Annotated in this window: 16 protein-coding genes and 1 tRNA gene; 6 read left to right on the forward strand and 11 right to left on the reverse strand. The window is 62.2% G+C overall.

The window, feature by feature from the left end; translation table 11 throughout:
- Positions 1-34: 34 nt before the first annotated feature.
- The 6 genes from AC0IPL_RS19000 to paaZ form a co-directional block, all read right to left on the reverse strand.
- A protein-coding gene (locus AC0IPL_RS19000) for an IS3 family transposase (protein WP_474275345.1) occupies positions 35-1,161 on the reverse strand; the annotation gives its coding sequence in 2 pieces (ribosomal slippage) (positions 35-897 and positions 897-1,161; 1,128 coding nt in all).
- 51 nt (positions 1,162-1,212) lie between these two features.
- A complete protein-coding gene (locus tag AC0IPL_RS19005; protein WP_474276633.1) occupies positions 1,213-1,983 on the reverse strand; it encodes an RNA polymerase sigma factor sigma-70 region 4 domain-containing protein in 771 nt (256 codons plus the stop codon).
- Between the two features lie 66 nt (positions 1,984-2,049).
- The gene (locus AC0IPL_RS19010) at positions 2,050-3,945 is read right to left on the reverse strand and encodes a site-specific integrase (RefSeq protein WP_474276636.1); all 1,896 of its coding nucleotides are present in this window, start codon (positions 3,943-3,945) and stop codon (positions 2,050-2,052) included.
- A gap of 101 nt (positions 3,946-4,046) precedes the next feature.
- Positions 4,047-4,123 (reverse strand) — tRNA-Met (locus AC0IPL_RS19015).
- Positions 4,124-4,281: 158 nt separating this feature from the next.
- Positions 4,282-5,082 (reverse strand): PaaX family transcriptional regulator C-terminal domain-containing protein, encoded by an 801-nt coding sequence (locus tag AC0IPL_RS19020; RefSeq protein WP_474276638.1) that lies wholly within the window; start codon positions 5,080-5,082, stop codon positions 4,282-4,284.
- A 55-nt stretch (positions 5,083-5,137) separates the two neighbouring features.
- Positions 5,138-7,168, reverse strand: a complete 2,031-nt coding sequence (gene paaZ, locus AC0IPL_RS19025) for a phenylacetic acid degradation bifunctional protein PaaZ (protein ID WP_474276640.1) — start codon at positions 7,166-7,168, stop codon at positions 5,138-5,140.
- 130 nt (positions 7,169-7,298) lie between these two features.
- Here paaZ and paaG point away from each other — a divergent pair, with 130 nt between their 5' ends.
- Genes paaG through AC0IPL_RS19045 form a run of 4 tightly spaced genes read left to right on the forward strand, consistent with a single transcriptional unit; the run spans position 7,299 to position 10,453 of the window.
- Positions 7,299-8,084: a 2-(1,2-epoxy-1,2-dihydrophenyl)acetyl-CoA isomerase PaaG gene (paaG, locus tag AC0IPL_RS19030; RefSeq protein ID WP_474276642.1), complete on the forward strand. Its 786-nt coding sequence runs from the start codon at positions 7,299-7,301 to the stop codon at positions 8,082-8,084.
- A gap of 2 nt (positions 8,085-8,086) precedes the next feature.
- Positions 8,087-8,512: a hydroxyphenylacetyl-CoA thioesterase PaaI gene (gene paaI, locus AC0IPL_RS19035; RefSeq protein WP_474276644.1), complete on the forward strand. Its 426-nt coding sequence runs from the start codon at positions 8,087-8,089 to the stop codon at positions 8,510-8,512.
- A gap of 15 nt (positions 8,513-8,527) precedes the next feature.
- Positions 8,528-9,838, forward strand: coding sequence for a phenylacetate--CoA ligase PaaK (gene paaK / locus AC0IPL_RS19040; protein ID WP_474276646.1), 1,311 nt, complete (start codon positions 8,528-8,530; stop codon positions 9,836-9,838).
- Between the two features lie 18 nt (positions 9,839-9,856).
- Positions 9,857-10,453 carry a TetR/AcrR family transcriptional regulator gene (locus tag AC0IPL_RS19045; RefSeq protein WP_474276648.1) on the forward strand — a complete coding sequence of 199 codons (597 nt, stop codon included), beginning with the start codon at positions 9,857-9,859 and terminating at the stop codon, positions 10,451-10,453.
- Between the two features lie 64 nt (positions 10,454-10,517).
- Here the strand turns inward: AC0IPL_RS19045 and AC0IPL_RS19050 are convergent, their stop codons facing one another.
- Together AC0IPL_RS19050 and trpS are read right to left on the reverse strand one after the other, a co-directional pair.
- A complete protein-coding gene (locus AC0IPL_RS19050) occupies positions 10,518-11,927 on the reverse strand; it encodes a methyl-accepting chemotaxis protein (RefSeq protein WP_474276650.1) in 1,410 nt (469 codons plus the stop codon).
- Positions 11,928-12,218: 291 nt separating this feature from the next.
- Positions 12,219-13,247 (reverse strand): tryptophan--tRNA ligase, encoded by a 1,029-nt coding sequence (gene trpS / locus AC0IPL_RS19055; protein WP_474276653.1) that lies wholly within the window; start codon positions 13,245-13,247, stop codon positions 12,219-12,221.
- A 92-nt stretch (positions 13,248-13,339) separates the two neighbouring features.
- On the opposite strand from trpS, the gene AC0IPL_RS19060 reads away from it, so the two are divergent.
- Positions 13,340-14,026: a rhomboid family intramembrane serine protease gene (locus tag AC0IPL_RS19060; RefSeq protein WP_474276655.1), complete on the forward strand. Its 687-nt coding sequence runs from the start codon at positions 13,340-13,342 to the stop codon at positions 14,024-14,026.
- A 251-nt stretch (positions 14,027-14,277) separates the two neighbouring features.
- On the opposite strand, the gene murJ is transcribed toward AC0IPL_RS19060, so the two are convergent.
- Genes murJ through AC0IPL_RS19075 form a run of 3 tightly spaced genes read right to left on the reverse strand, consistent with a single transcriptional unit; the run spans position 14,278 to position 19,791 of the window.
- On the reverse strand, positions 14,278-15,828 hold the full coding sequence (murJ, locus tag AC0IPL_RS19065; protein ID WP_474276657.1) for a murein biosynthesis integral membrane protein MurJ: 1,551 nt from the start codon (positions 15,826-15,828) through the stop codon (positions 14,278-14,280).
- Positions 15,825-18,665 carry a [protein-PII] uridylyltransferase gene (locus AC0IPL_RS19070; RefSeq protein WP_474276659.1) on the reverse strand — a complete coding sequence of 947 codons (2,841 nt, stop codon included), beginning with the start codon at positions 18,663-18,665 and terminating at the stop codon, positions 15,825-15,827. The genes murJ and AC0IPL_RS19070 overlap by 4 nt, the downstream gene beginning before the upstream one ends.
- A complete protein-coding gene (locus AC0IPL_RS19075) occupies positions 18,625-19,791 on the reverse strand; it encodes a penicillin-binding protein activator (RefSeq protein WP_474276661.1) in 1,167 nt (388 codons plus the stop codon). The genes AC0IPL_RS19070 and AC0IPL_RS19075 overlap by 41 nt, the downstream gene beginning before the upstream one ends.
- Positions 19,792-19,878: 87 nt before the next feature.
- Here AC0IPL_RS19075 and rsmI point away from each other — a divergent pair, with 87 nt between their 5' ends.
- Positions 19,879-20,736 (forward strand): 16S rRNA (cytidine(1402)-2'-O)-methyltransferase, encoded by an 858-nt coding sequence (gene rsmI / locus AC0IPL_RS19080; protein WP_474276663.1) that lies wholly within the window; start codon positions 19,879-19,881, stop codon positions 20,734-20,736.
- Position 20,737: the final 1 nt, after the last annotated feature.

Raw genomic sequence — 20,737 nt, forward strand, 5'->3', positions numbered from 1 at the left:
TGGTGTGCCCCCATCGGGTGGTCCAGTTTGAATGTTAGTGCATAGTCGGCCTTTGGTCTATCGGGACAATGCTCTTGGGCGCTGGCGGCCGGTATCCTAAGGCGCTGTGGGGCCTGACCGTATTGTAGTGACGCCGCCAGCGTTCGATCAGGATCTGGGCCTCGCGTAACGTGGTGAAGACCTCGCCGTTGAGCAGCTCATCCCGGAAACGGGCATTGAAGCTCTCGCAGTAGCCGTTCTCCCATGGTGAGCCGGGGGTGATGAATGCGGCTTTCGCACCGACGGCATCGATCCAGGCACGCACCTTCTTGGCAATAAATTCTGCACCATTATCCGACCTTATGTATTCCGGCGGGCCGCGTAGGATGAACAAATCCGTCAATGCGTCGACCACATCCGTTGAATTGAGCCTGCGTTTGACCCGGATCACCAGCGCCTCCTTCGTGAACTCATCGATGATATTCAGCGTGCGGAAGATCCGCCCGTCGTGGGTTCGGTCCTGAACAAAGTCATAGGACCAGACATGGTTCGGGCGCTCCGGCCGCAGCCGGACGCAGGAACCATCATTCAGCCAAAGTCGGCCTTTCTTGGGTTGCTTTTGCGGGACTTTAAGCCCCTCCTGCCGCCAGATCCGTTCAACGCGCTTGTGATTTACATGCCAGCCGCTGTTGTTCAGCAGCCCAGTGATCATGCGATATCCATAGCGGCCAAACTCTTCGGCCAACGCGGTGATGTCCTCGGTCAGCCGGGCTTCGTCCGGTAGACCACAGGGCACCTTGCGCTGCGTAGAGCGATGCTGACCTAATGTGCGGCAAACCCTGCGCTCCGATACGCTGAGGGTTTGCTGCACATGGTTGATGCACTGCCTGCGGCGGGAAGGGCTTAGAAGTTTCCCCGTGCGGCCTCGGCCAGGATCATCTTGTCCAGTGTCAGATCCGACACGGCTCGTCTGAGCCGGGTATTCTCAGCTTCCAGCTCTTTCAGCCGCTTGAGCTGATCGCGGCTCATGCCGCCATACTCCTTGCGCCATCGATAGTAGGTCTGAACCGTCACTCCGATCTGCCGCACGGCCTCCTGAACTGATTTGCCTTGCCCTTGCAGCACTTCAACTTGTCGCAGCTTCAGCACGATATCTTCGGGCTTCTCTCGCTTGCCGGCCATCTCGTCGTCCTCCTGAAAACGGGATAATTCTATCCCAAAAGGTGGACCACTTCAGTGGGGGCGTTCCACTTTTAGGTGCCGGAATGAAAGGCTGGCGAGAGTGACATTGGGAAAATGCTCGACCAGATCGTCAAATTCTTCGTCAGTCAGAGAACCTGCTTCATTCGCGATGGATGGTGACCGTAGGAGGTCAATTTTCCTTTCTAGCTCATCGAGTTCTGGGCGAACGGTGTTTTCGAAGTACTCGAAGCGCGAAGCCGAAGGCTGATCTTCGCAATAGTCCTCTTCCCACTCCAAGGAAGACTTCGGCCCAAGCCAGGGCCAACGCTCCTCCTGGATCACTACAGGGTAATGCCGCGCTTTCCTCTTCGAATTTTTTCTAGAGTGTTTGCGGGTCTTCCCATGTGTAACTTCATCAAAAGACCGCCCCGCCTTTATTCTGGCTCTGACGGTCGAAATCGGAATATTGTAACTCTCTGCTATCTCAGCAGCCGTATATTCCTTGCCTTCATGTTCTATTTTCACGGTGTTTGATCGGTTGCGGGTCTGTGTGGTTTTGCTGGCCCAACGCACTTTTCCGGGCGCATATTCTGGATCTTCATTATTGATCCGATCAAGCGATGCGCTGGGGTAGGGCTTCGATCCTACAGCGTATAGGAAGTCTGCAAACTTATCGAAGTCTGGGTGCACCGCGACACCCTGCTTCTTCAGCTTCTTCTTCATGTTCGCCCAAGCATTATACTCGGATAGGTATTTCACTTTTAGCTCAGTGGCGGTGAGATTTTCGCAGTCATGGACGAATTGGATTGTTGTGGCTTTCATTTTGTTCGCTTGGTTAGGTTATTTTGTTTAATAGGGAAGAGAGTATGCAGCTTCGAACAAAATTGATTACCTAGTGCTCTGAGCGTGCAAGTGGCTCAAATCCAGCCCTTCGTAGGTGGTTCGGCATAGCTCATCATGAAGTCGTGACACCAAGTGACCATGGCCATACTTGGTATCCACTTTCTTATGGTCCACCCAGCCCATAATTTGCTCGCGGTACTCTATGCCGACATCTGCCCGGCGGAGAGCATCGTTGAAGGCGTTGCGAAAGCTGTGGAAGACCTTGCGACGGGGGACGGAAATGCCAGTCGGCTTTAAGAACGTGCGGAACCTCTTGGAGAACTGATCGGACATCTTGGACGCTCCCATGCAGGGCATGTCTGGAAACAGCCACTCACGATCAGACGCGGCAACGAACTCAAGGAAGCCGATCTTGATCAGCTCGGGGTGGATGGGGACCTTGCGCAAAGAGTTTTGCGTTTTGAGGCGCTTTGCATACTCGCCGTCCTGATAGTCATTCCCGACAGTCTTATCGTTCACGCTGAAGAAGTGAATGCCATCGGCCTCCTGAATGTCTGCGCGCTCAAGCTGCAGGGCTTCCTGCATGCGCAAACCAGAGAATGCTGAGATGAGGGGAACCCAGAAGCGGCTTCTGCGTGGGTGATTGTCGCCGGGTGTGTTGATGCCGTTCCCGTCATCCTTGCAACCTATATAAAGGGGCTGGCGAAAGATCACCTGAAGCTCTTCGATAGAGAACGGCTCATAGCCTTCTTCATGTTCTGCGTAGCTTTTCACGCGAGCGGGTTTCACCACCTTGACGCGCTGGGCGGGGTTGCTGGCGAGCCACTCCTTGTCGATGGCGAGTTCGAATATTTCCCGGAGCACTGTTAGGTTCTTATCGGCTTCACTGTGGCGCTGCGCAGGTGCCCCTGTCTTGCGTGCATGTGCCTCAGCCGCCTTGCGCAGGCTGAGGTTTCGGTAGTGGCGTCTCGCATAGGGAGGGATCGTCACGAAGAGGTCGGCGATGCCTTGGCATTGCTCCCGTGTGATTTGGGAAATTGGGAATTTGCTGCCCACTTCTTCTTTGAGTGCGCGGCATGCGGTTAGCAACTGTTCATAGCGTGACTTGCCAACCTCCTGCTTTCGCCGCTCAAGGTAGCTGGTCACGAGCTGGTCAACCCGGATTTCCTTATGCGGTTTGATTGTTGCTCCGGGCGTGAGCGCAGGGGTGAAGGCTGGGTTATGTAGTGTGGGGTGTCGGCCTTCTTGGACGGCTTCCAATTTGCGGCGCGCCATTTCGAGATTGGCCTCCGCCAGCCTGTCGGACAACTTCTGAAAGCCAAGGCTGGCTTTGAGTTCCGCACTGACTTTTAAGCGCCGGTACTCTTTGGTGGTGGTGCCACGCTGCCGTTGGAAAGCTTCTTCATAGTCCTCTCGTTCGAGGAACTGGTACTTGATAAGCTGTTGGAGAGCCTCGTGGTGAAAGGCTGTTTCAATTGCGCGGTCGGGGTATCTGAAGTCTCTGCTTTGGTCGCCCACGTGTATGGCGTCAGCTTCTTCGTACTCCTCTGTGAGTTCGATCAGCACTTCGCGTCGGTTGTCGCTGGTCATGCCTTTGCGATAGCCGCCGCTGCTTTGCACGCCTTTCTCAAGCTCATGGAAGTATGCGATGGCGATCTGGTCGATCTCGTGATCGGTCAGCTCCAAAGTGAACCCGGGTTCATTTTGCTTTAAAGAGGCAGAACTGACGCGTGTGTGCGAAAGCTGGCCTTCGTAGCGTTTGATTTCCGCGTCTGTGCGGACGCCGAATGTCTTTGCTCGCTCACATGCTTCGCGATGGCTAACCCCGGCAAGGCGCTCGACCCATTGGGTCTTGCCAATCACGTCTCGTAGCTTCTCTGGGACCCTCCGGCGGAGCTTCCAGCCCTTGTTATCTTTGCTGAGATACTGCTGCTTAGGCATGTCTATCATGCCCAATGTGTACCACCGTTGTGTACCACTGCTCAATGAAAAGCCCTTTGATAGTAAGGCTTTCGAGCAATAACAACGCTTTAAGGGAAGGGTGGTAGCGGAGGAGGGACTTGAACCCCCGACACGCGGATTATGATTCCGCTGCTCTAACCAACTGAGCTACTCCGCCGCTCGCTGTGTGGAGGCGATGTACGGAAAGGCGGGGGGCGGGTCAAGCGGAAAAAGAGATAAAATCCAAAACCGGGTGGGTTTTTTTGCATCTGCAACAGAGAGGCGCGGAAAGCCTGCTGCGGCGGCGGGCGGGAGTGACGGGAGAGGCGTGCCAGCTCAGCCGACACCCGGATCCAGCGCCGTCAGCGCGGGGCGGGGAAGGTGATCCAGGAACCGGAACACAAGGTCGCGGCAGGGCTCGCCGGTCCAGTCCGATGGGTGAAAGCTCGGCGGCAGGTCGGGATGACGCAGAACTACACGGCGCCATCGGTGCACAATCAGCGTGCGAAGGGTGCCAAGCTGGTCCGGGCGTAGGCCGGCGGGCGGCACCGGTAGCTGCGACAGGTCGTCGTGCAGCGTCGCACAGGCGTCGCGAAGATGGTCGGGATAGAGACGCGCCTTCAGCCAGTGCGGCACCGCGATCGAATGGACCTCCGCCGCCATGACCCCGTCCAGATTGCGCGGCATCGGACCATGTCCCAGCGCTGTGCTGCGGTTGACCGGCACGTAGTTGGGCAACAGCAGCACCTCGTCCAGGATGTCCGGGCTGGCGCCGTCTTCGCAGATAAGCAGGTGCCAGTCCTGCGGCGCTGACACGGTGCGATCATAGATCCGGGGCGTGACTGCCGCGGACTGGTTGCGGCCATATTCGGTGAGGTAATGGATAGAGGCACGGCCCGCGCGGGCGCTTTCGATCCAACCGTCCTTGCGCAGCCGGTGCAAGGCAACGCGGATGGCTTCGGGCTTAATCCCCATCGGGGTAATGATGCGGGTTAGGGCGCTGCCGCTGATCTGTGCGCCCTTGTCTTGGGCCAGATCCCCGAACAGGGAAACGATCACCGACCAGACCCGCTGGTTCTGCGGGTCGTTCAGCTGCTGGACCGCGGTTTCGAACCAGATGTCATTGCTGTCGCTCATATGTTTCAACATAGATCGCCCGGACGGGTTAGACCAGTCCGGGCGGTTTGCGACCTCAGTAGGCGTTCATGGTCAGCAGCTCGTATTCGGCGGCGATCTCACCGTCCTGATTGGTCAGAGTCACATGCCAGCGCACCTCGCCGTAGGCATCATTGCGCGGCGTCTTTTTCTTGACGCTCAGGCGAACCTTGATGCTGTCGCCTGCCGAGATGGGTTTCATGAAACGCAGGTTGTCAAGGCCGGTGTTGGCCAGAACCGGGCCTTCGTCCGGCTGCACGAACATGCCCGCGGCAAAGGATAGCAGCAGATAGCCATGCGCGACACGGCCCGGGAAGAACGGGTTTCGCTTGGCGGCATCATCGTCCATGTGGGCGTAGAAGGTGTCGCCGGTGAAATGGGCAAAGGTCTCGATATCCTCCAGCGTCACGGTGCGGGGCGCGGTGTGCAGGGTCTCGCCAAGCGCCAGCTCGCCGAACTTGCGGGTAAAGGGGTGCGCCGAGCCTGTGATCTCGGTGCTGCCGGGCACCCATTTGTCGCCGATCGCCGACAGGACATCGGGCGACCCCTGGATCGCGGTGCGTTGCATATAGTGTTTCACACCGCGCACGCCGCCCATCTCCTCGCCGCCGCCGGCACGTCCGGGACCGCCATGCACCATATGCGGCAAGGGAGAGCCGTGGCCGGTCGATTCCTTCATCGAGTCGCGGTTGTTGAAATACAGCCGCCCGTGATAGGCGCCGGCACCAAGGGCGACGTCGCGTGCGACGGCGGGATCGTGCGTGATGACGGAGGCCACCAGCGAGCCCTGGCCCCGGTTGGCCAGATCAATGGCGTGGTCAAGGTCGCGGTAGCCCATGATGGTGGAGACAGGGCCAAACGCCTCGGTGTCATGCACGCGGCTGGCCTTGTCCGGCGCGGCACAGTGGAACAGCATTGGTGGCACGAAAGCCCCCTTGGCGGCGTCGGCCCCTTCGACGGTGAAGTTGTCCGGGTCGCCGAAAACGCGCTCTGCCTCCTGGCCGATGATCGCGGCCTTTTCCAGCACGTCCCGTTTCTGCCCGTTTGAGACCAGCGCGCCCATGCGGGCGCTGTCCAGGCGCGGATCGCCGATGGTGGTCTTGGCCAGTCGGGCCGACAGCGCCTCGATCACCGCGTCTACCTGTGCCTCAGGCGCGATGATGCGGCGGATGGCGGTGCACTTCTGGCCCGCCTTGGTGGTCATCTCGCGGCTGACCTCCTTGACGAACAGGTCGAATTCCGGCGTGCCCGGCTGTGCATCCGGGCCAAGGATCGAGGCGTTGAGGCTGTCCTGCTCGGCCACGAAGCGCACCGAGTTCTCCAAGATCACCGGGTTGGCGCGCAGCTTCAGCGCGGTCTGCGCCGAACCGGTGAAGCTGACCACGTCCTGCATGGTCATATGGTCCAGCATGTCGCCTAGTCCGCCGGAAACCAGCTGGAGCGCGCCTTCCGGGAGAAGGCCGCTGTCGAGCATCAGTCTCACCGCCAGCTCGGTTACGTAACAGCTGTTGGTGGCGGGTTTCACGATCGCGGGGACGCCTGCCAGCAGCGTTGGGGCCAGCTTTTCGAGCATGCCCCAGACCGGGAAGTTGAAGGCGTTGATGTGCACGGCCACACCGCGCAGCGGGGTGCAGATGTGCTGGCCCAGGAAGGTGCCGTTGCGGCTCAGCTGCTCGACGTCGCCATCCAGATAGACATGCGCGTCCGGCATTTCACGCCGCCCCTTTGAGGCAAAGACGAACATCGTGCCGATGCCGCCGTCGATGTCGATCAGGTGGTCGGACTGTGTGGCGCCGGTGTCAAACGACAGATCATACAGCGCCTGCTTGTGCTGGTTCAGATGGCCGGCCAGCGCCTTCAGCATCCGGGCGCGGTCGTGGAAGGTCATCTTGCGCAGGTTGGCACCGCCGATGGTGCGGGCATAGTCAAGCATCGCCTGCACATCGAGCGCGTCATTGCCGGCACTGGCGATGACCTCACCGGTGATGGCGCTGGCGATGTTGCGGGCACCGGCACCCGGTGCAACCCATTGCCCGGCGGCAAAACTGGAAATCTCTTGAAGGCTCATGAAAGGCTGTCCTCATGCTCAGGGCCGGCGCCGCCGGCGGGCTGGAAACTGATGCGAGAATATATTGACCGTCCGGTCGGTTTATGCAAGGAATTTGTCAAACGGGCCTTTGCAGCAGGGTAAAGAAGCGATGCGCGATACAATTCTGGTTGAGGATCACGGCACCTGGGTGGAGATCACCCTGAACCGCCCGGATCGATTGAACAGTTTCAATGAGGAGATGCACACCGCCCTGCGCGCCGCATTGGAAGCGGCCCGAGACGGGGGGGCTCGTGCGGTGCTGTTGACAGGGGCCGGGCGCGGTTTTTGTGCCGGGCAGGATCTGGGCGACCGTGATCCCTCCAAGATGGACGGCCCGCCGGATCTGAGCCAGACCGTGCGCAGGTTCTATGCCCCGCTGGTGCGGCTGATCCGCGAGCTGGAGTTTCCTGTGATCTGTGCGGTGAACGGCGTGGCGGCCGGGGCCGGGGCCAATCTGGCGCTGGCCTGTGATGTGGTTCTGGCCGCGAACAGCGCCAAGTTCATTCAGTCGTTTTCCAAGGTTGGCCTGATCCCCGACACCGGCGGCAGCTGGCATCTGCCCCGCCTGCTGGGCGAGGCGCGGGCCAAGGGGTTGGCGCTGACGGCGGAGCCGCTGCCGGCCAAGAAGGCCGAAGACTGGGGCTTAATCTGGAAGGCGCTGGCGGATGAGCAACTGATGCCCGAGGCCCGCGCCATGGCCGAAAAATTCGCCAACGGTCCGACGCTGGGCCTGGGCCTGACCAAACAGTGCATCCAGGCGGCGGCGGTCAACACCCTGTCCGACCAGCTGGAGATCGAGGCCGACGCGATGAAAACCTGCGGTGAAAGCGCGGACCATGCGGAAGGCGTCGCCAGCTTTCTTGAGAAGCGGGCACCTCGGTTCAGGGGCGAATGACCATGACACCGACAGAGCGCGCCGAGAAATCCGCTGCTGCCATGTGGGCCGATGACCATGCCTCGAAATGGGCGGGGATGGAGATCACCCACGTCGACGAGGGCGAGGCGACGCTGGCGCTGACGGTGGCGCAGCATCACTGCAACGGGCACGGCATCTGCCACGGCGGAATAACATTCATGCTGGCCGACAGCGCCTTTGCCTTTGCCTGCAACAGCCGCAATCAGGCCACCGTGGCCCAGCACAACGTGATCAGCTATACCGCGCCGGGGCGCCTGGGCGACCGGCTGACCGCGCAGGCGCGCGAAGTGTCCCTGACCGGGCGCAGCGGCATTTATGATGTGACAGTGACCAATCAGGACGGCCGGAAGATCGCCGAATTTCGGGGCTTTTCCCGCGCGATCAACGGCCAGCTGTTCGAAGAATAAGGTGTGGAGGACGCCATGGAAGATCTGAGCCCCAAAAAGGGTGAACTGGACCCGATCGAGATCGCCTCGATTGATAAGATCCGCAGTTTGCAGCTGACGCGACTGAGATGGTCACTGCGCCATGCCTATGACAACGTGCCGATGTACAAGCAGCGGTTTGACGATGCGGGCGTTCACCCCGACGATCTGCAAGAGCTGGCGGATCTCGCCAAGTTTCCGTTCACCTACAAGAACGACCTGCGCGACAACTATCCCTTTGGCCTGTTTGCCGTCCCGCGCGAGCAAATCATACGGTTGCACGCGTCCTCGGGTACCACGGGGAAGCCGACGGTGGTGGGCTATACCGCAAATGACATCTCGAACTGGGCGGATCTGGTGGCGCGCTCCCTGCGGGCCGCGGGTCTGCGCAAGGGCGATATGGTGCACAATGCCTATGGCTACGGGCTGTTCACCGGCGGCCTGGGCGCGCATTACGGCATCGAACGGCTGGGCGCGACCGTGGTGCCGATGTCGGGTGGTCAGACCGAAAAGCAGGTCGGGCTAATCACAGATTTTCAGCCCGATGGCATCATGGTGACGCCCTCCTACATGCTGAACATCCTGGAGCAGTTCCACAAGGTCGGCCTGGACCCGCGCGCCAGTTCGCTGAAGGTCGGGATCTTCGGAGCAGAGCCCTGGACCGATGCGATGCGCCGCGAGGTCGAGGAGGCCTTCGATATGCACGCGGTCGACATCTATGGCCTGTCAGAGATCATGGGGCCGGGCGTGGCGAACGAATGCGTCGAAACCAAAGACGGCCCGGTGATCTGGGAAGACCACTTCCTGCCGGAGATCATCGATCCGGAGAGCGGCGAGGTGTTGCCGGACGGTGAGCTGGGCGAGCTGGTGTTCACCACGCTGACCAAGGAAGGTCTGCCGATGGTGCGCTACCGCACCCGCGACCTGACACGCCTGCTGCCGGGTACGGCGCGCAGCATGCGGCGGATGGAAAAGATCACCGGCCGCAGCGACGACATGATCATCCTGCGCGGCGTCAACGTGTTCCCCAGCCAGATCGAGGAGCAGTTGCTGGCCACCGGCGGACTTGCGCCCTATTACCAGATCGAATTGTTCAAATCGGGCCGCATGGACGCGATGCGGGTGTTCGTCGAAGCCAACCCTGACGCCGCCGATGAGCTGAGCCGCACCGCCGCAGCGCGGATGCTGACCAAGCGCATCAAGGATATGGTTGGCGTTTCCTGCGAGGTCGCCGTCGGCGATCCCGGGTCGGTGGAGCGCAGCCAGGGCAAGGCCAAGCGCGTGATCGACAATCGCACCTCGTCCTGAAGCACAGAAAGCAGATCCTTGGCCCGCACAATCGCAAAAGACCATGACCACAAACGCGCCCAGATCCTGAAATCCGCCGCCAAGGTGTTCGCGGTGTCAGGCTATGACCGCGCGTCTATGACCCAGCTGGCGCGAGAGTGCGGGATTTCCAAGGCGAATATCTACCACTACTACGACAGCAAGGACGCGGTGCTGTTTGCGGTTCTGGAGACCTATTTGCGCAATCTGCGCGACAGGGTCTGCACGGCTGACCTGGACGGCTATACGCCAGAGGAGCGCCTGCGGGGCATCATCCACGAAATCATGCGGGCCTATCAGGGCGCCGATCACGAGCATCAGGTGCAGATCGGTGCCATGGGGGCGCTGGCCGAGGAGCAGCAAAATTTGTTGCGTGGCTATCAGCGTGAGCTGGTGCAGTTTGTCAGCGAGGCGATCGCGGCGGTCGCCCCCGATGTATTTGACGGTGATGCGGCGCGGCTGCGCGGCACGACGATGTCGGTCTTTGGCATGTTGAACTGGTATTACATGTGGAATTCCGGTGCCGGACCAGCGGCCAGATCAGACTACGCCAATCTGGCCGCAGACCTGATCCTGAAGGGCATCCGAGGTCTCTGACCCGAAGGGCCAGGGGCCGCAGCGGTGATCGGCGGCTGCGGCCCGGACATCCCCGGCGCTGTTGTTAGAAATCCTGCCAACCTCCGGTACCGGTCATCAGGGGCTTTGGCGGTTCCGTAACCGTGGCAGCAGGCGGGGTGTGCGCCTGTGGTGCCACCGCGCCATCGGTGGTGGTCTGGAAGCTGGCGACCTGTTGCGCCAGGGCGCGGGCGTCGCTGGCCAGCCGCTGACTGGCCGCAGTGGATTCCTCGACCATGGCTGCGTTGTGCTGGGTGACGCCATCCAACTCGCCCACGCCGCCGTTGATTTCATCCAGCGTGACAGACTGTTCGTTTGCCCCGCGGGCAATGTCGACGATGTGGTCGGAAATGGTTGAAACGCTTTCGACGATCGCCTTCAGCTCATTGCCGGTGCGGCCAACCAGTTTGACGCCATCCGCCACCTGCGCGGAGCTTTCAGTAATCAGCTGCTTGATCTCGCCTGCCGCGTCCGAAGACCGCTGCGCCAGTGCGCGCACCTCCGAAGCCACAACCGCGAAACCCCGGCCCGCCTCGCCCGCGCGGGCCGCTTCGACCCCGGCGTTCAGCGCCAGCAGGTTGGTCTGAAACGCGATGTCGTCGATCACCGAGATAATGGTCGAAATCTTGTCCGAGGAGCTCTCGATCTGGTCCATGGCCCGGATCGCGTCCGAGACGACCTCGCTGCTGTCCTGGGCGGTCTTGCGCGCGGATGTCACGATGGCCTCGACCTGTCTGGCCCCCTCTGCGGCGGCTTTGACAGTTGAGGTCAGCTCCTCGATCGCGGCGGCGGTTTCTTCCAATGTCGCGGCCTGGGTTTCGGTGCGGCGGGAAAACTCTACCGAGGATTGGTTCAGCTCATCCGAGGTGCTGGCCACGGTTGCCGCCACCGCCTTGACGGTGCCCACCGTGTCGTTCAGCTGCCGCAGCGCGGAGTTGAATGCCAGGCCCAGCTCGCTCAGCTCGTCAACCTCGGAGACAGGCACCTGGCAGCCAAGATTTCCGGCGCTCAGCTGGCGCAGGCCATCAGTAATATCTTCGACCACCTGTTTGCGTTCTGCGGCGTCGGTGACGTCGGTGGCATATTTAACCACCTTGCGGACGCTGCCGTCATGGCCCAGCACGGGGGCGTAGGTGGCCTGGATCCAGACCGTGCTGTGATCCTTGGCCAGCCGTTGAAACATGCCGGTAAAATGTTCGCCTCTGGCCAGGCTTGACCAGAATTGACTGTATTCGGCGGAGGCCGCGTAGGCCTTTTCGACAAACATGGAATGGTGCCTGCCGACAATTTCTTGCAAGTCATACCCCAAAGTGCTGAGGAAATTTGAATTGGCCTGCAAAATGGTGCCGTCCGGTTCAAATTCAATGACAGCCTGGGTGCGGTCAAGGGCGTCCAGTACCGCCTTGGCTTCATTCAGCTTCTGGGTTGTGCTTCGTGTCTTTCGTCTAAAGAACATTGCCGTGCTCCGCATGAGAAATGGGTCACAAGATACAGTACCAACGGCGGCCATGTGATCGGCCGGGTCGGATAAAGCATGCGCGTCAACGGTTTCCAGGTTGTTAAAATTTCGCCATTTTAACAACCTGTGCGTGCGGCGTCGTTTGAGAGGTCGCGGAGATCATCTTTCTGTTCAGAAATGCGGCAAGCCTTGTTTGAAATCTCTATTCAGTTCAAGGGCCTGAGTGAAATACCCGCGCCTTTGCAGGGCGCGGGTATTGAAAAATGCAGCAAGAATGCGGACGTGTTTTTAAACCTTGGCGGGTGGAACCATGCCGACAATATCGTAAGTCTTGCGCAAAATCGGTGCGGTGATCGCGCGGGCGCGCTCCGCACCGCGGGTCAGGATACGGTCAATTTCGTCCTGTTCGTTCATCAGCCGTGCCATTTCGGTCGAAATCGGTGCCAGTTTCGCCACGGCCAGTTCCGCCAGCATCGGCTTGAATTCCGAGAACTGCTTTCCGCCCACCTCTGCCAGCACCTGGTCGACGCTTTGATCGCTCAGCGCGGCATAGATGTTGACCAGGTTGCGCGCCTCGGGGCGGTCCTCCAGCCCCTTGGCCTCGGAGGGCAGGGCATCGGGGTCGGTCTTGGCCTTGCGGATCTTCTTGGCCAGGGTGTCGGCATCATCGGTCATGTTGATGCGGCTGGCGTCGGAGGGATCCGATTTCGACATTTTTTTGGACCCGTCGCGCAGGCTCATGACGCGGGTGGCGGCGCCTTCGATCACCGGTTCGGTGATCGGGAAGAAATCGACGCCATAGTCATGGTTGAACTTGGTGGCGATGTCGCGGGTCAGCTCCAGGTGCTGCTTCTGGTCCTCGCCGACCGGCACATGGGTGGCGTGGTAAACCAGGATATCGGCGGCCATCAGCGACGGATAGGCCAGCAGTCCCAGGGAGGCGTTCTGGGCGTTCTTACCGGCCTTGTCCTTGAACTGGGTCATGCGCTGCATCCAGCCCATGCGGGCAACGCAGTTGAAAACCCACGCCAGCTGCGCATGCTCGGGCACCTGGCTTTGATTGATCAGTATCGATTTTTCGGGATCAAGGCCCGCGGCGATGAAGCCGGCGCAAAGCTCGCGGGTGGAGCGGCGCAGATCCGCGGGATCCTGCCAGACGGTGATCGCGTGCAGGTCGACCATGCAATAGACGGTTTCCACGTCATTGGCCTGCCAGTCAACGAAACGTTTCAGCGCCCCCAGGTAATTGCCGAGGTGAAGGTTGCCCGAGGGTTGAATCCCCGAGAACACGCGCGGGGTGAAAGTGGTTTCGCTCATATGGGCGTAACTCCCGTCTGGAAATAGCAGCCCCGGTGGCTTACCCATGGGGCCAAGATACGTCAACAGGCGCGTCACGCGCAGGAGCACAGATGAGCAGTCCGAAAAATACCGCCCCGATCAATCCGCTGCCCGCTGCCGTGGTGGCGCTGGTGCTTGTCATCATGGGTATAGAGGCGGTGTTCTCGCTGGGCGCGCGGGGCATCCTGGGCGGGCCGGAGGCAATCGGCTGGCGGCTGGAGGCACTGAACTCCTATGCCTTTGCGCCCGAGATTTTCTGGTGGATGCAGGACAGCGGACGCTGGCTGCCGGAGCATCTGCTGCGCTTTGTGTCCTATGGCTTTGTGCATGGTGCCTTTACCCAGGCGCTGTTTGTCTGCGTCTTTGTTCTGGCGATGGGCAAGATGGTGGGTGAGGTCATGGGCGACCTCGCGATGGTGGTGATCTTTTTGCTGTCGGGGGCGGGCGGTGCGTTGGGCTATGCGCTGCTGATCCCGGCCGGAACACCGCTGATCGGCGGGTTTCCCGCGGTCTACGGGCTGATCGGGGCGTTCACCTTCCTGCTGTGGCGCTCGCTGGCGTCGGTCGGGGCACAGCAGAGCCGGGCGTTTACGCTGATTGCCTTTCTGATGGGGATCCAGCTGTTGTTCGGGCTGCTGTTCGGCGGGCAGAAGGACTGGGTGGCGGATCTTGCGGGCTTTGCCACCGGCTTTGGCCTGTCGTTTTTCCTGGCACCGGGCGGCTGGGCGCGCATTCGTAACCGGGTGCGCCGCGACTGAGATGAGGTCTGGGCGGCGCGGCGGCTCTCCCGCCCGCTGGCAAAGCCCCTTGCGGGGCACTTCCAGCCGTTGGGCCGGGCCGCGCTGGCGCGCGGCAGGGGGGAAATGCTGAGAGGCGCTTCAGGGGCAGGTCTGCCCTGAAGGCGCGGTGTCCAGTGTCTGCCCGCCAAACCGCGCCTCAAGGGTGACCCGCGCTTGCAGCGCGGCCGCTGGCGCGGCCCTTGACTCGCGGTTTGGCGGGGGAGGCGGTGCTAGGCCTGTTTGCGGCGGCTGAGAGCGGTGCGGAATTCCGACAGGCGGAAGGCGCCGATCAGCTGGCCTGACGCAAAATAAAGCCCGCCACCCAGTAGAACCAGGCCCAGCAGCGCGAGATAGCGCCAGTAGTCCAGTTGAAACAGCCAGCTGCCCCAGCTGGCGGCGGCGTAAAGCCCGCCGCCCATCACGGTCGAGGCGGCGAGGATACGCCAGGCACGGCGGCGGAAACGGTGGTCGAGCTGTGCCTCCGGACCCATGCGACGGGCGCCAAGCGCAAGCAGCGCAACCATCGCCCAGCCCGCGGCAGATGCAGCGACGGCGGGGGCGATCCAGCCCAGCATGGGCTTCAGACCAAAGGCCAGCCCCGCGTTCACAACCATCGCCACGAGCGCGTAATGGAAAGGCGTGCGGGTGTCCTCGCGGGCGAAATACAACGGTTGCAGGACCTTTTGCAGCATAAAGGCCGGCAGTCCTGCGCCATAGACGGCAACCGCCAGCGCGATGGCGGCCACGTCCTCAGGGCCGGTGGCGCCGCGCTCATACAGCACGGAAACCAGCGGCAGCGGCACCGTCAGGAAGGCCACGGCGGAGGGCACCGCCAGAAGCAGCGAGAATTCCGCCGCGCGCGACAGCGCCTCTTGCGAGCCTGCGCTGTCGCCTGCGCGCAGCCGACGCGACAGCGCAGGCAGCAGCACGATGCCAACCGCAATGCCCACCACCCCCAGCGGCAGCTGGTACAACCGGTCGGCAATGAACAACCAGCTGGCCGCCTTTTCGATATCGGAGGCCACGTATTGCCCGACCACCAGGTTGATCTGCGTAACCCCCATGGCCAGCGCTGCGGGCAAGGCCACTGCGGTAAGGCGGCGCATTTGTAGGGACCAGCGTGGCAGGCCGGGGCGCAGGGTGATGCCCGCGTGTGCAGCTGCCGCCCAGACCAGCGCCAGCTGCGCGACACCCGCCACCGGGATGGTCCAGACCAGCCAGGTGATGACCTCGCCGCCCAGCAGGGCCGCCACGGCCATGGCTGCGCAGGTGAAAATGTTCAGCAACACCGGCGCGGCGGCGGCGGCGGCGAAACGGCCGGTGGCGTTCAACACGCCGGAAAACAGCGCCGCCAGCGACATGAACAGAATGTAGGGAAAGACAATATGCCCAAACCCCACGGCCATGTCGAATCGCGCATCGCCCACGAACCCCCCGGCAGTCAGCCAGACCAGGCCCGGCATGAACACCATGCCCAACCCCACCAGCGTCAGCACCGCCGCCGCCAGCAGATTGAACGCCTCCTGCGCAAAGGCGCGGGCATCCTCGCCCGCCTCGTAGCGTTTTGCAAAAGCGGGCACAAAGGCCGCGTTGAAGGCACCCTCAGCAAAGAAGCGGCGGAACAGGTTTGGCAGGCGGAAGGCGACGATGAAGGCATCGAGCACCGGACCCGGTCCGATGAAGGCGGCGATCAGGATCTCGCGCGCAAAGCCCAGCACACGGCTGGCCAGCGTCCAGAACCCGACGGTCAGGAAGCCCGAAAGCAGTTTGATCGGTTTCATGTGTCTGCCCGTCTGGCCCCTTCAGAGATCGCCGCGCGCAGCTTTTTCTCCAGCATCCGCTGCTTGGCCTCCGTGTGGTACTTCAGGCCGAACATATCCTTGACATAGAAGGCATCCACCACCTGTTCGCCATAGGTCGCGATCACCGCGTTGGCGATATAGACATTGGCCGAGGCCAGCGCGCGGGCCAGATCATAGAGCAGGCCGGGCCGGTCGCGGGTGTCGACCTCGATGATCGTGTAGATCTCCGAGCCTTCATTGTCGAAGGTGATATGGGTCGGCACCTTGAAGGCGCGCTCGCGTTTCTTGATCTTGTCGCGCGATTTCAGTGCCTCTCCGGCGATGACCTCTCCGCGCAGCGTCTTTTCGATCATCTGTTTCAGCCGGTGCAGGCGGCTGGGATCAAAGGGGTGGCCCTCGGCGTCTTGGATCCAGAAGGCATCGGTCACGTAGCCGTCCTTGGTGGTGTAGGAGCGCGCGTCGACCACATTGGCCCCGACCAACGCCAGCGCACCGGCGATGCGGGCAAAGATGCCGGGGTGATCCTCCATCACAAAGGTGGCGCGGGTGGCGTCGCGGTCCTCGTCCGGATGAAGGCGGATCATCACCTCGTCCGGGCTGCCGCGGCGGACAAAGTCGCGCAGCATCTCGGCAAAATCCACATGTGCGGTGACGTGCAGCCCGTGCCAATAGGGCGGGTAGTGTCGGGCGGTTTCCTTCTTGAGGTCCGCCTTGGACCAATCCGTCAGTGCGGCGCGCAGCGCCCTCTTTGCGGCGGCGCCACGGTGCTCGCGGTTCAGCGCCTCCATGCCGCCTTCTAGCGCAGCCCGGGTCTGGCCGTAAAGCGCGCGCAACAGCGCCGCCTTCCAGTTGTTCCAGGTGTCCGGGCCGACGCCGCGAATGTCACACACGGTGAGCAGCAACAGCAGGTCCAGCCGCTTGACCGTCTGCACCGCCTTGGCAAAATCGCGCACCGTGCGCGGGTCGGCGATGTCGCGTTTCTGCGCCATGTCCGACATCAGCAGATGATAGCGCACCAGCCACTCCACGGTCTCGCATTCCGATGGCTTCAACCCCAGCCGCGGCGCCACCTTGCGGGCAATTTGTGCGCCAAGGATCGAATGGTCCTGGACCCGGCCCTTGCCGATGTCATGCAACAGCATTGCCACCATCAGGACCTTGCGGTTCAGCCCCTTGCGCAGCACCTCGGAGGACAGCGGTAGCTCCTCCTCCAGCTCGCCGCGCTCAATGGCGGCGAAATTGGCGATCACCTGGATGGTGTGTTCGTCCACCGTGTAGGAGTGATACATATTGAACTGCATCATCGCCACGATCGGCTCGAACTCGGGCAGAAAGGCCGACAGCACCCCCAATTCGTTCATCCGCCGCAGGGCGCGTTCGGGGTTGCCGTGTTTCAGCAGCAAATCCAGAAAGATCCGCCGTGCTTCCTTGTTGTTGCGCATGTCGTCGTCAATCAGATGCAGATTGGCGGTCACCAGCCGCATTGCATCCGGGTGGATCAGCATGCCGGTGCGCAGGGCTTCCTCAAACAGGCGCAAGAGGTTCACCTTGTCGGCCAGGAACTCCTCCGGGTTTTCCACGTCCAGGCGGTTGCGCACGACCTTGTAGCCGGGCTTGACCCGGCGCCGACGGCGAAAGATCCGCTCCAGCAGTGGTTCGCTTTTTTGGTGGCTTTCCTCCAGCTTGGACAGGAAAATCCGGGTCAGATCACCCACCCGCGTGGCGTGGCGGAAGTAATCCTGCATGAAGATTTCCACACCGCGCCGCCCCGCCTTGTCGCGGTAGCCCATGCGCGCGGCGACCTCCACCTGCATGTCAAAGGTCAGCTGTTCGGTGGCCCGGCCGGTGGCCAGATGCAGATGTGCCCGCACCGCCCAGAGAAAATTGGCGGCCTTGGCAAACAGCTCCATTTCCTCGGGATGAAACAGGCCCAGAGGCACCAGATCCTCGGCGTCCTGCACCTGGTAGAGGTATTTTGCGATCCAGAACAGGGACTGCAAATCGCGCAGGCCGCCCTTGCCCTCCTTGACGTTGGGCTCCACCATGTAACGCTGGCCCTGCTTCAGATGGCGCGCGTCACGTTCCGCCAGTTTTGCTTCGACGAATTCGCGGGTGTCGCGGGAAAACAGTTCCGTCTTCAGCCGCGCATCCAGTTCCTCAGCCAAAGGTGCATGACCGGCCAGAAAGCGGTTCTCCAGCATCGCTGTGCGGATGGTGTAGTCCTCGCTGCCCAGCCGCAGGCAGTCCTTGATGGTGCGGCTGGAATGCCCCACCTTCAACCGCAGATCCCACAGGATATAGAGCATCGACTCGATCACGCTCTCGGCCCAGGCGGTGATCTTGTAGGGTGTCAGAAACAGCAGGTCGACATCCGAGGCCGGCGCCATTTCCCCGCGGCCATAGCCGCCGACGGCGATTACGGCGATCCGTTCTCCGCGGGTCGGGTTCGCCAGCGGGTGCAGCAGGCTGCTGGCCACAAACATCGCGGTGGTCACCAGCCCGTCGGTCAGAAACGTGTAAGAGCGTGTGAGGTCGCGGGCCGCAAATGGGTCGGCGGCAAAGGCCTCTGCAATCGCGGCCCGGCCGGATTTGTTGGCCGCGCGCAGAATCTGCACGGTGGCCATCCGCAGGTCTGCCGCAGGGGTGTCGGCCGCCAGTGCGCGGATTTCATCGCGCACCGAGATGGCGTCAAAGATCGCCGCGGGGTCGCAGATCAGCGACCCCCGCGGAGCGGGAAAGCCGCTTTCACTCTGCACCAGGGGGACGGGGACCGGATCAGAATCCGGCACCGGCAAAGCTGCTTGGGGCTGGGTCAACGATGACGACCTTCTGTTCTTGGATGCTGGCAACCGCCAGGCCGCGCTCATTGGTGCCGTCGGGCCGCAGACGGAAGATGCCGCCGGCGCCCTGGAAGCCGGCACCCTGCGTCAGGGCGGCGGTGGTCAGCGCGTCGGATTTGCCTGCGGCGACCAGCGCACCGATGGCGGCGATGCCGTCATAGGCGAGGCTGCCGATGGGGTGCGGTGCGCCACCATATGCTGCCTGATAACGGGCGCTGAATTGCTGAACCTTGCCCTGGTCCGGCAGTGCGAACCAGCCGCCCTGCACGCCCGGCAGCGTCAGCGTCTGGGCCGGGATGTCCCAGCGGGTCAGACCGATGTATTGAGTATTGGCAGGATCGACACCTGCCTCCGGCATCAGCTGCGCCAGCAGCGGCAGGGCCCCTGCGGTGGTGGATGTCAGGAACACCGCATCGGCCCTTGCGGCCTCGTTGCGGATGGTGGGGATGGCGTCGATGACCCCCTTCTGCGACAGCTCGTAGCCGACGCTGCCGACGACGGTTGCACCATTGCTTGCCGCAGCTTGCTGGATCGCCGTGCGCCCAGCCACGCCCGCCGCGTCGTTGCCGCCAACGATCAGGATATTGCGCTTGCCGTTGCGCGCGGCAAATCTGGTCAGACGGCGCGCGGTGTTGTCGAAGGTTGGCCCCAGGATAAAGACGTTGCCGCCGGCAATCGCCGTGTTGTTGGAGAAGGCCAGCACGTTCACGCCGCGCTGCCGCGCCGCGATCCCCGCGGCATTTGCCGCCTCTGCATAGACCGGGCCGAGAATGATGCGGGCACCGTCCTGCAACGCTTGCTGTGCCGCGCCGGAGGCCACTCCGGGGTTGCCGGCCGTGTCATAGACGCGCAGGTCAATTTCGACACCGTCCAGATCGGCAATCGCCATGCGCGCGGCGTTCTCCAGGCTTTTCGCCAATACGCTGTCGCCCTGCTGGGCCGACCCGCGCGGTACCAGCAGCGCCACTGGAACCGGTTTGGAGGTGTTGATCGTCGGGCCACTGCCAACAGCAATCGGATCGCAGGCGGTCAGGGCCAGGGCGGACAGGGCTGCGGCGGCAGCAAGTGTTGCCTTGCGGGCCCGTTTGAAAACAGCAAACATAATGGCTTGAAACTCCGTTCTCCCGGCGCCGGGGCGCCGTGTGGATTTAAGGACGGATCATAAACGACCAAAAAGGCGGGTCCAGCGTTGAATCATCTGAATGTCAAATTGGCTCCCGGGCTGTACTTTGTTGCCACGCCAATCGGCACGGCCCGCGACATCACGCTGCGGGCGCTGGACGTGCTGGCCTCTGCGGATGTGCTGGCGGCGGAGGATACCCGCTCCCTGCGCAAGCTGATGGAGATCCACGGCGTTCCGTTGGCGGGGCGGCGGATCATTGCCTATCACGACCACAGCGGCAGCGGCGCGCGCGCCCGATTGCTGGAGGAGGTCGCCGCTGGAAAGTCGGTTGCCTATGCGTCAGAGGCGGGGATGCCGCTCATCGCCGACCCCGGATTCGAGCTGAGCCGGGCTGCGGCCGAAGCGGGCCATACGGTCACCTGCGCGCCCGGCGCCTCTGCCGCCGCCACCGCGCTGACGCTTGCTGGCCTGCCGACGGATGCGTTCTTCTTTGCCGGGTTCCTGCCCAATGCCACGGCCGCGCGCAAGCGGCGGCTAGAGGCGCTGCGCGAGATCCCCGGCACGCTGATCTTCTATGAATCGCCAAAACGGGTGGCCGCGTCGCTGGCGGACATGGCAGTGGTACTGGGCAACCGCCCGGCGGCGCTGTGCCGCGAGCTGACCAAAAAATTCGAGGAGGTCCGCCGCGCTCCACTGACGGAGCTGGCCGCAGATCTGGCTGATCGCCCGGTCAAGGGCGAGATCGTGCTGCTGGTCGACCGTGCCCAGGAGGCAGAAGTCAGCGAGCGCGACCTGCACAGTGATCTCTTGGCCGCGCTGCAGGACAATTCGGTCAAGGACGCCGCCGCAATCGTGGCGGAGCTGCACGGTCTGCCGCGGCGCAAAGTCTACCAGCTGGCCTTGCAGCAAGCCAAGGAAGGCTGAG

The organism is Leisingera sp. SA32 (assembly GCF_056033425.1).

Coding starts and splice junctions, on each gene's coding strand:
- AC0IPL_RS19005 (WP_474276633.1), bottom strand. CDS start 1,983: ATGAAAGCCACAACAATCCAATTCGTCCATGACTGCGAAAATCTCACC.
- AC0IPL_RS19010 (WP_474276636.1), bottom strand. CDS start 3,945: ATGCCTAAGCAGCAGTATCTCAGCAAAGATAACAAGGGCTGGAAGCTC.
- AC0IPL_RS19020 (WP_474276638.1), bottom strand. CDS start 5,082: ATGAGCGACAGCAATGACATCTGGTTCGAAACCGCGGTCCAGCAGCTG.
- paaZ (WP_474276640.1), bottom strand. CDS start 7,168: ATGAGCCTTCAAGAGATTTCCAGTTTTGCCGCCGGGCAATGGGTTGCA.
- paaG (WP_474276642.1), top strand. CDS start 7,299: ATGCGCGATACAATTCTGGTTGAGGATCACGGCACCTGGGTGGAGATC.
- paaI (WP_474276644.1), top strand. CDS start 8,087: ATGACACCGACAGAGCGCGCCGAGAAATCCGCTGCTGCCATGTGGGCC.
- paaK (WP_474276646.1), top strand. CDS start 8,528: ATGGAAGATCTGAGCCCCAAAAAGGGTGAACTGGACCCGATCGAGATC.
- AC0IPL_RS19050 (WP_474276650.1), bottom strand. CDS start 11,927: ATGTTCTTTAGACGAAAGACACGAAGCACAACCCAGAAGCTGAATGAA.
- trpS (WP_474276653.1), bottom strand. CDS start 13,247: ATGAGCGAAACCACTTTCACCCCGCGCGTGTTCTCGGGGATTCAACCC.
- AC0IPL_RS19060 (WP_474276655.1), top strand. CDS start 13,340: ATGAGCAGTCCGAAAAATACCGCCCCGATCAATCCGCTGCCCGCTGCC.
- murJ (WP_474276657.1), bottom strand. CDS start 15,828: ATGAAACCGATCAAACTGCTTTCGGGCTTCCTGACCGTCGGGTTCTGG.
- AC0IPL_RS19075 (WP_474276661.1), bottom strand. CDS start 19,791: ATGTTTGCTGTTTTCAAACGGGCCCGCAAGGCAACACTTGCTGCCGCC.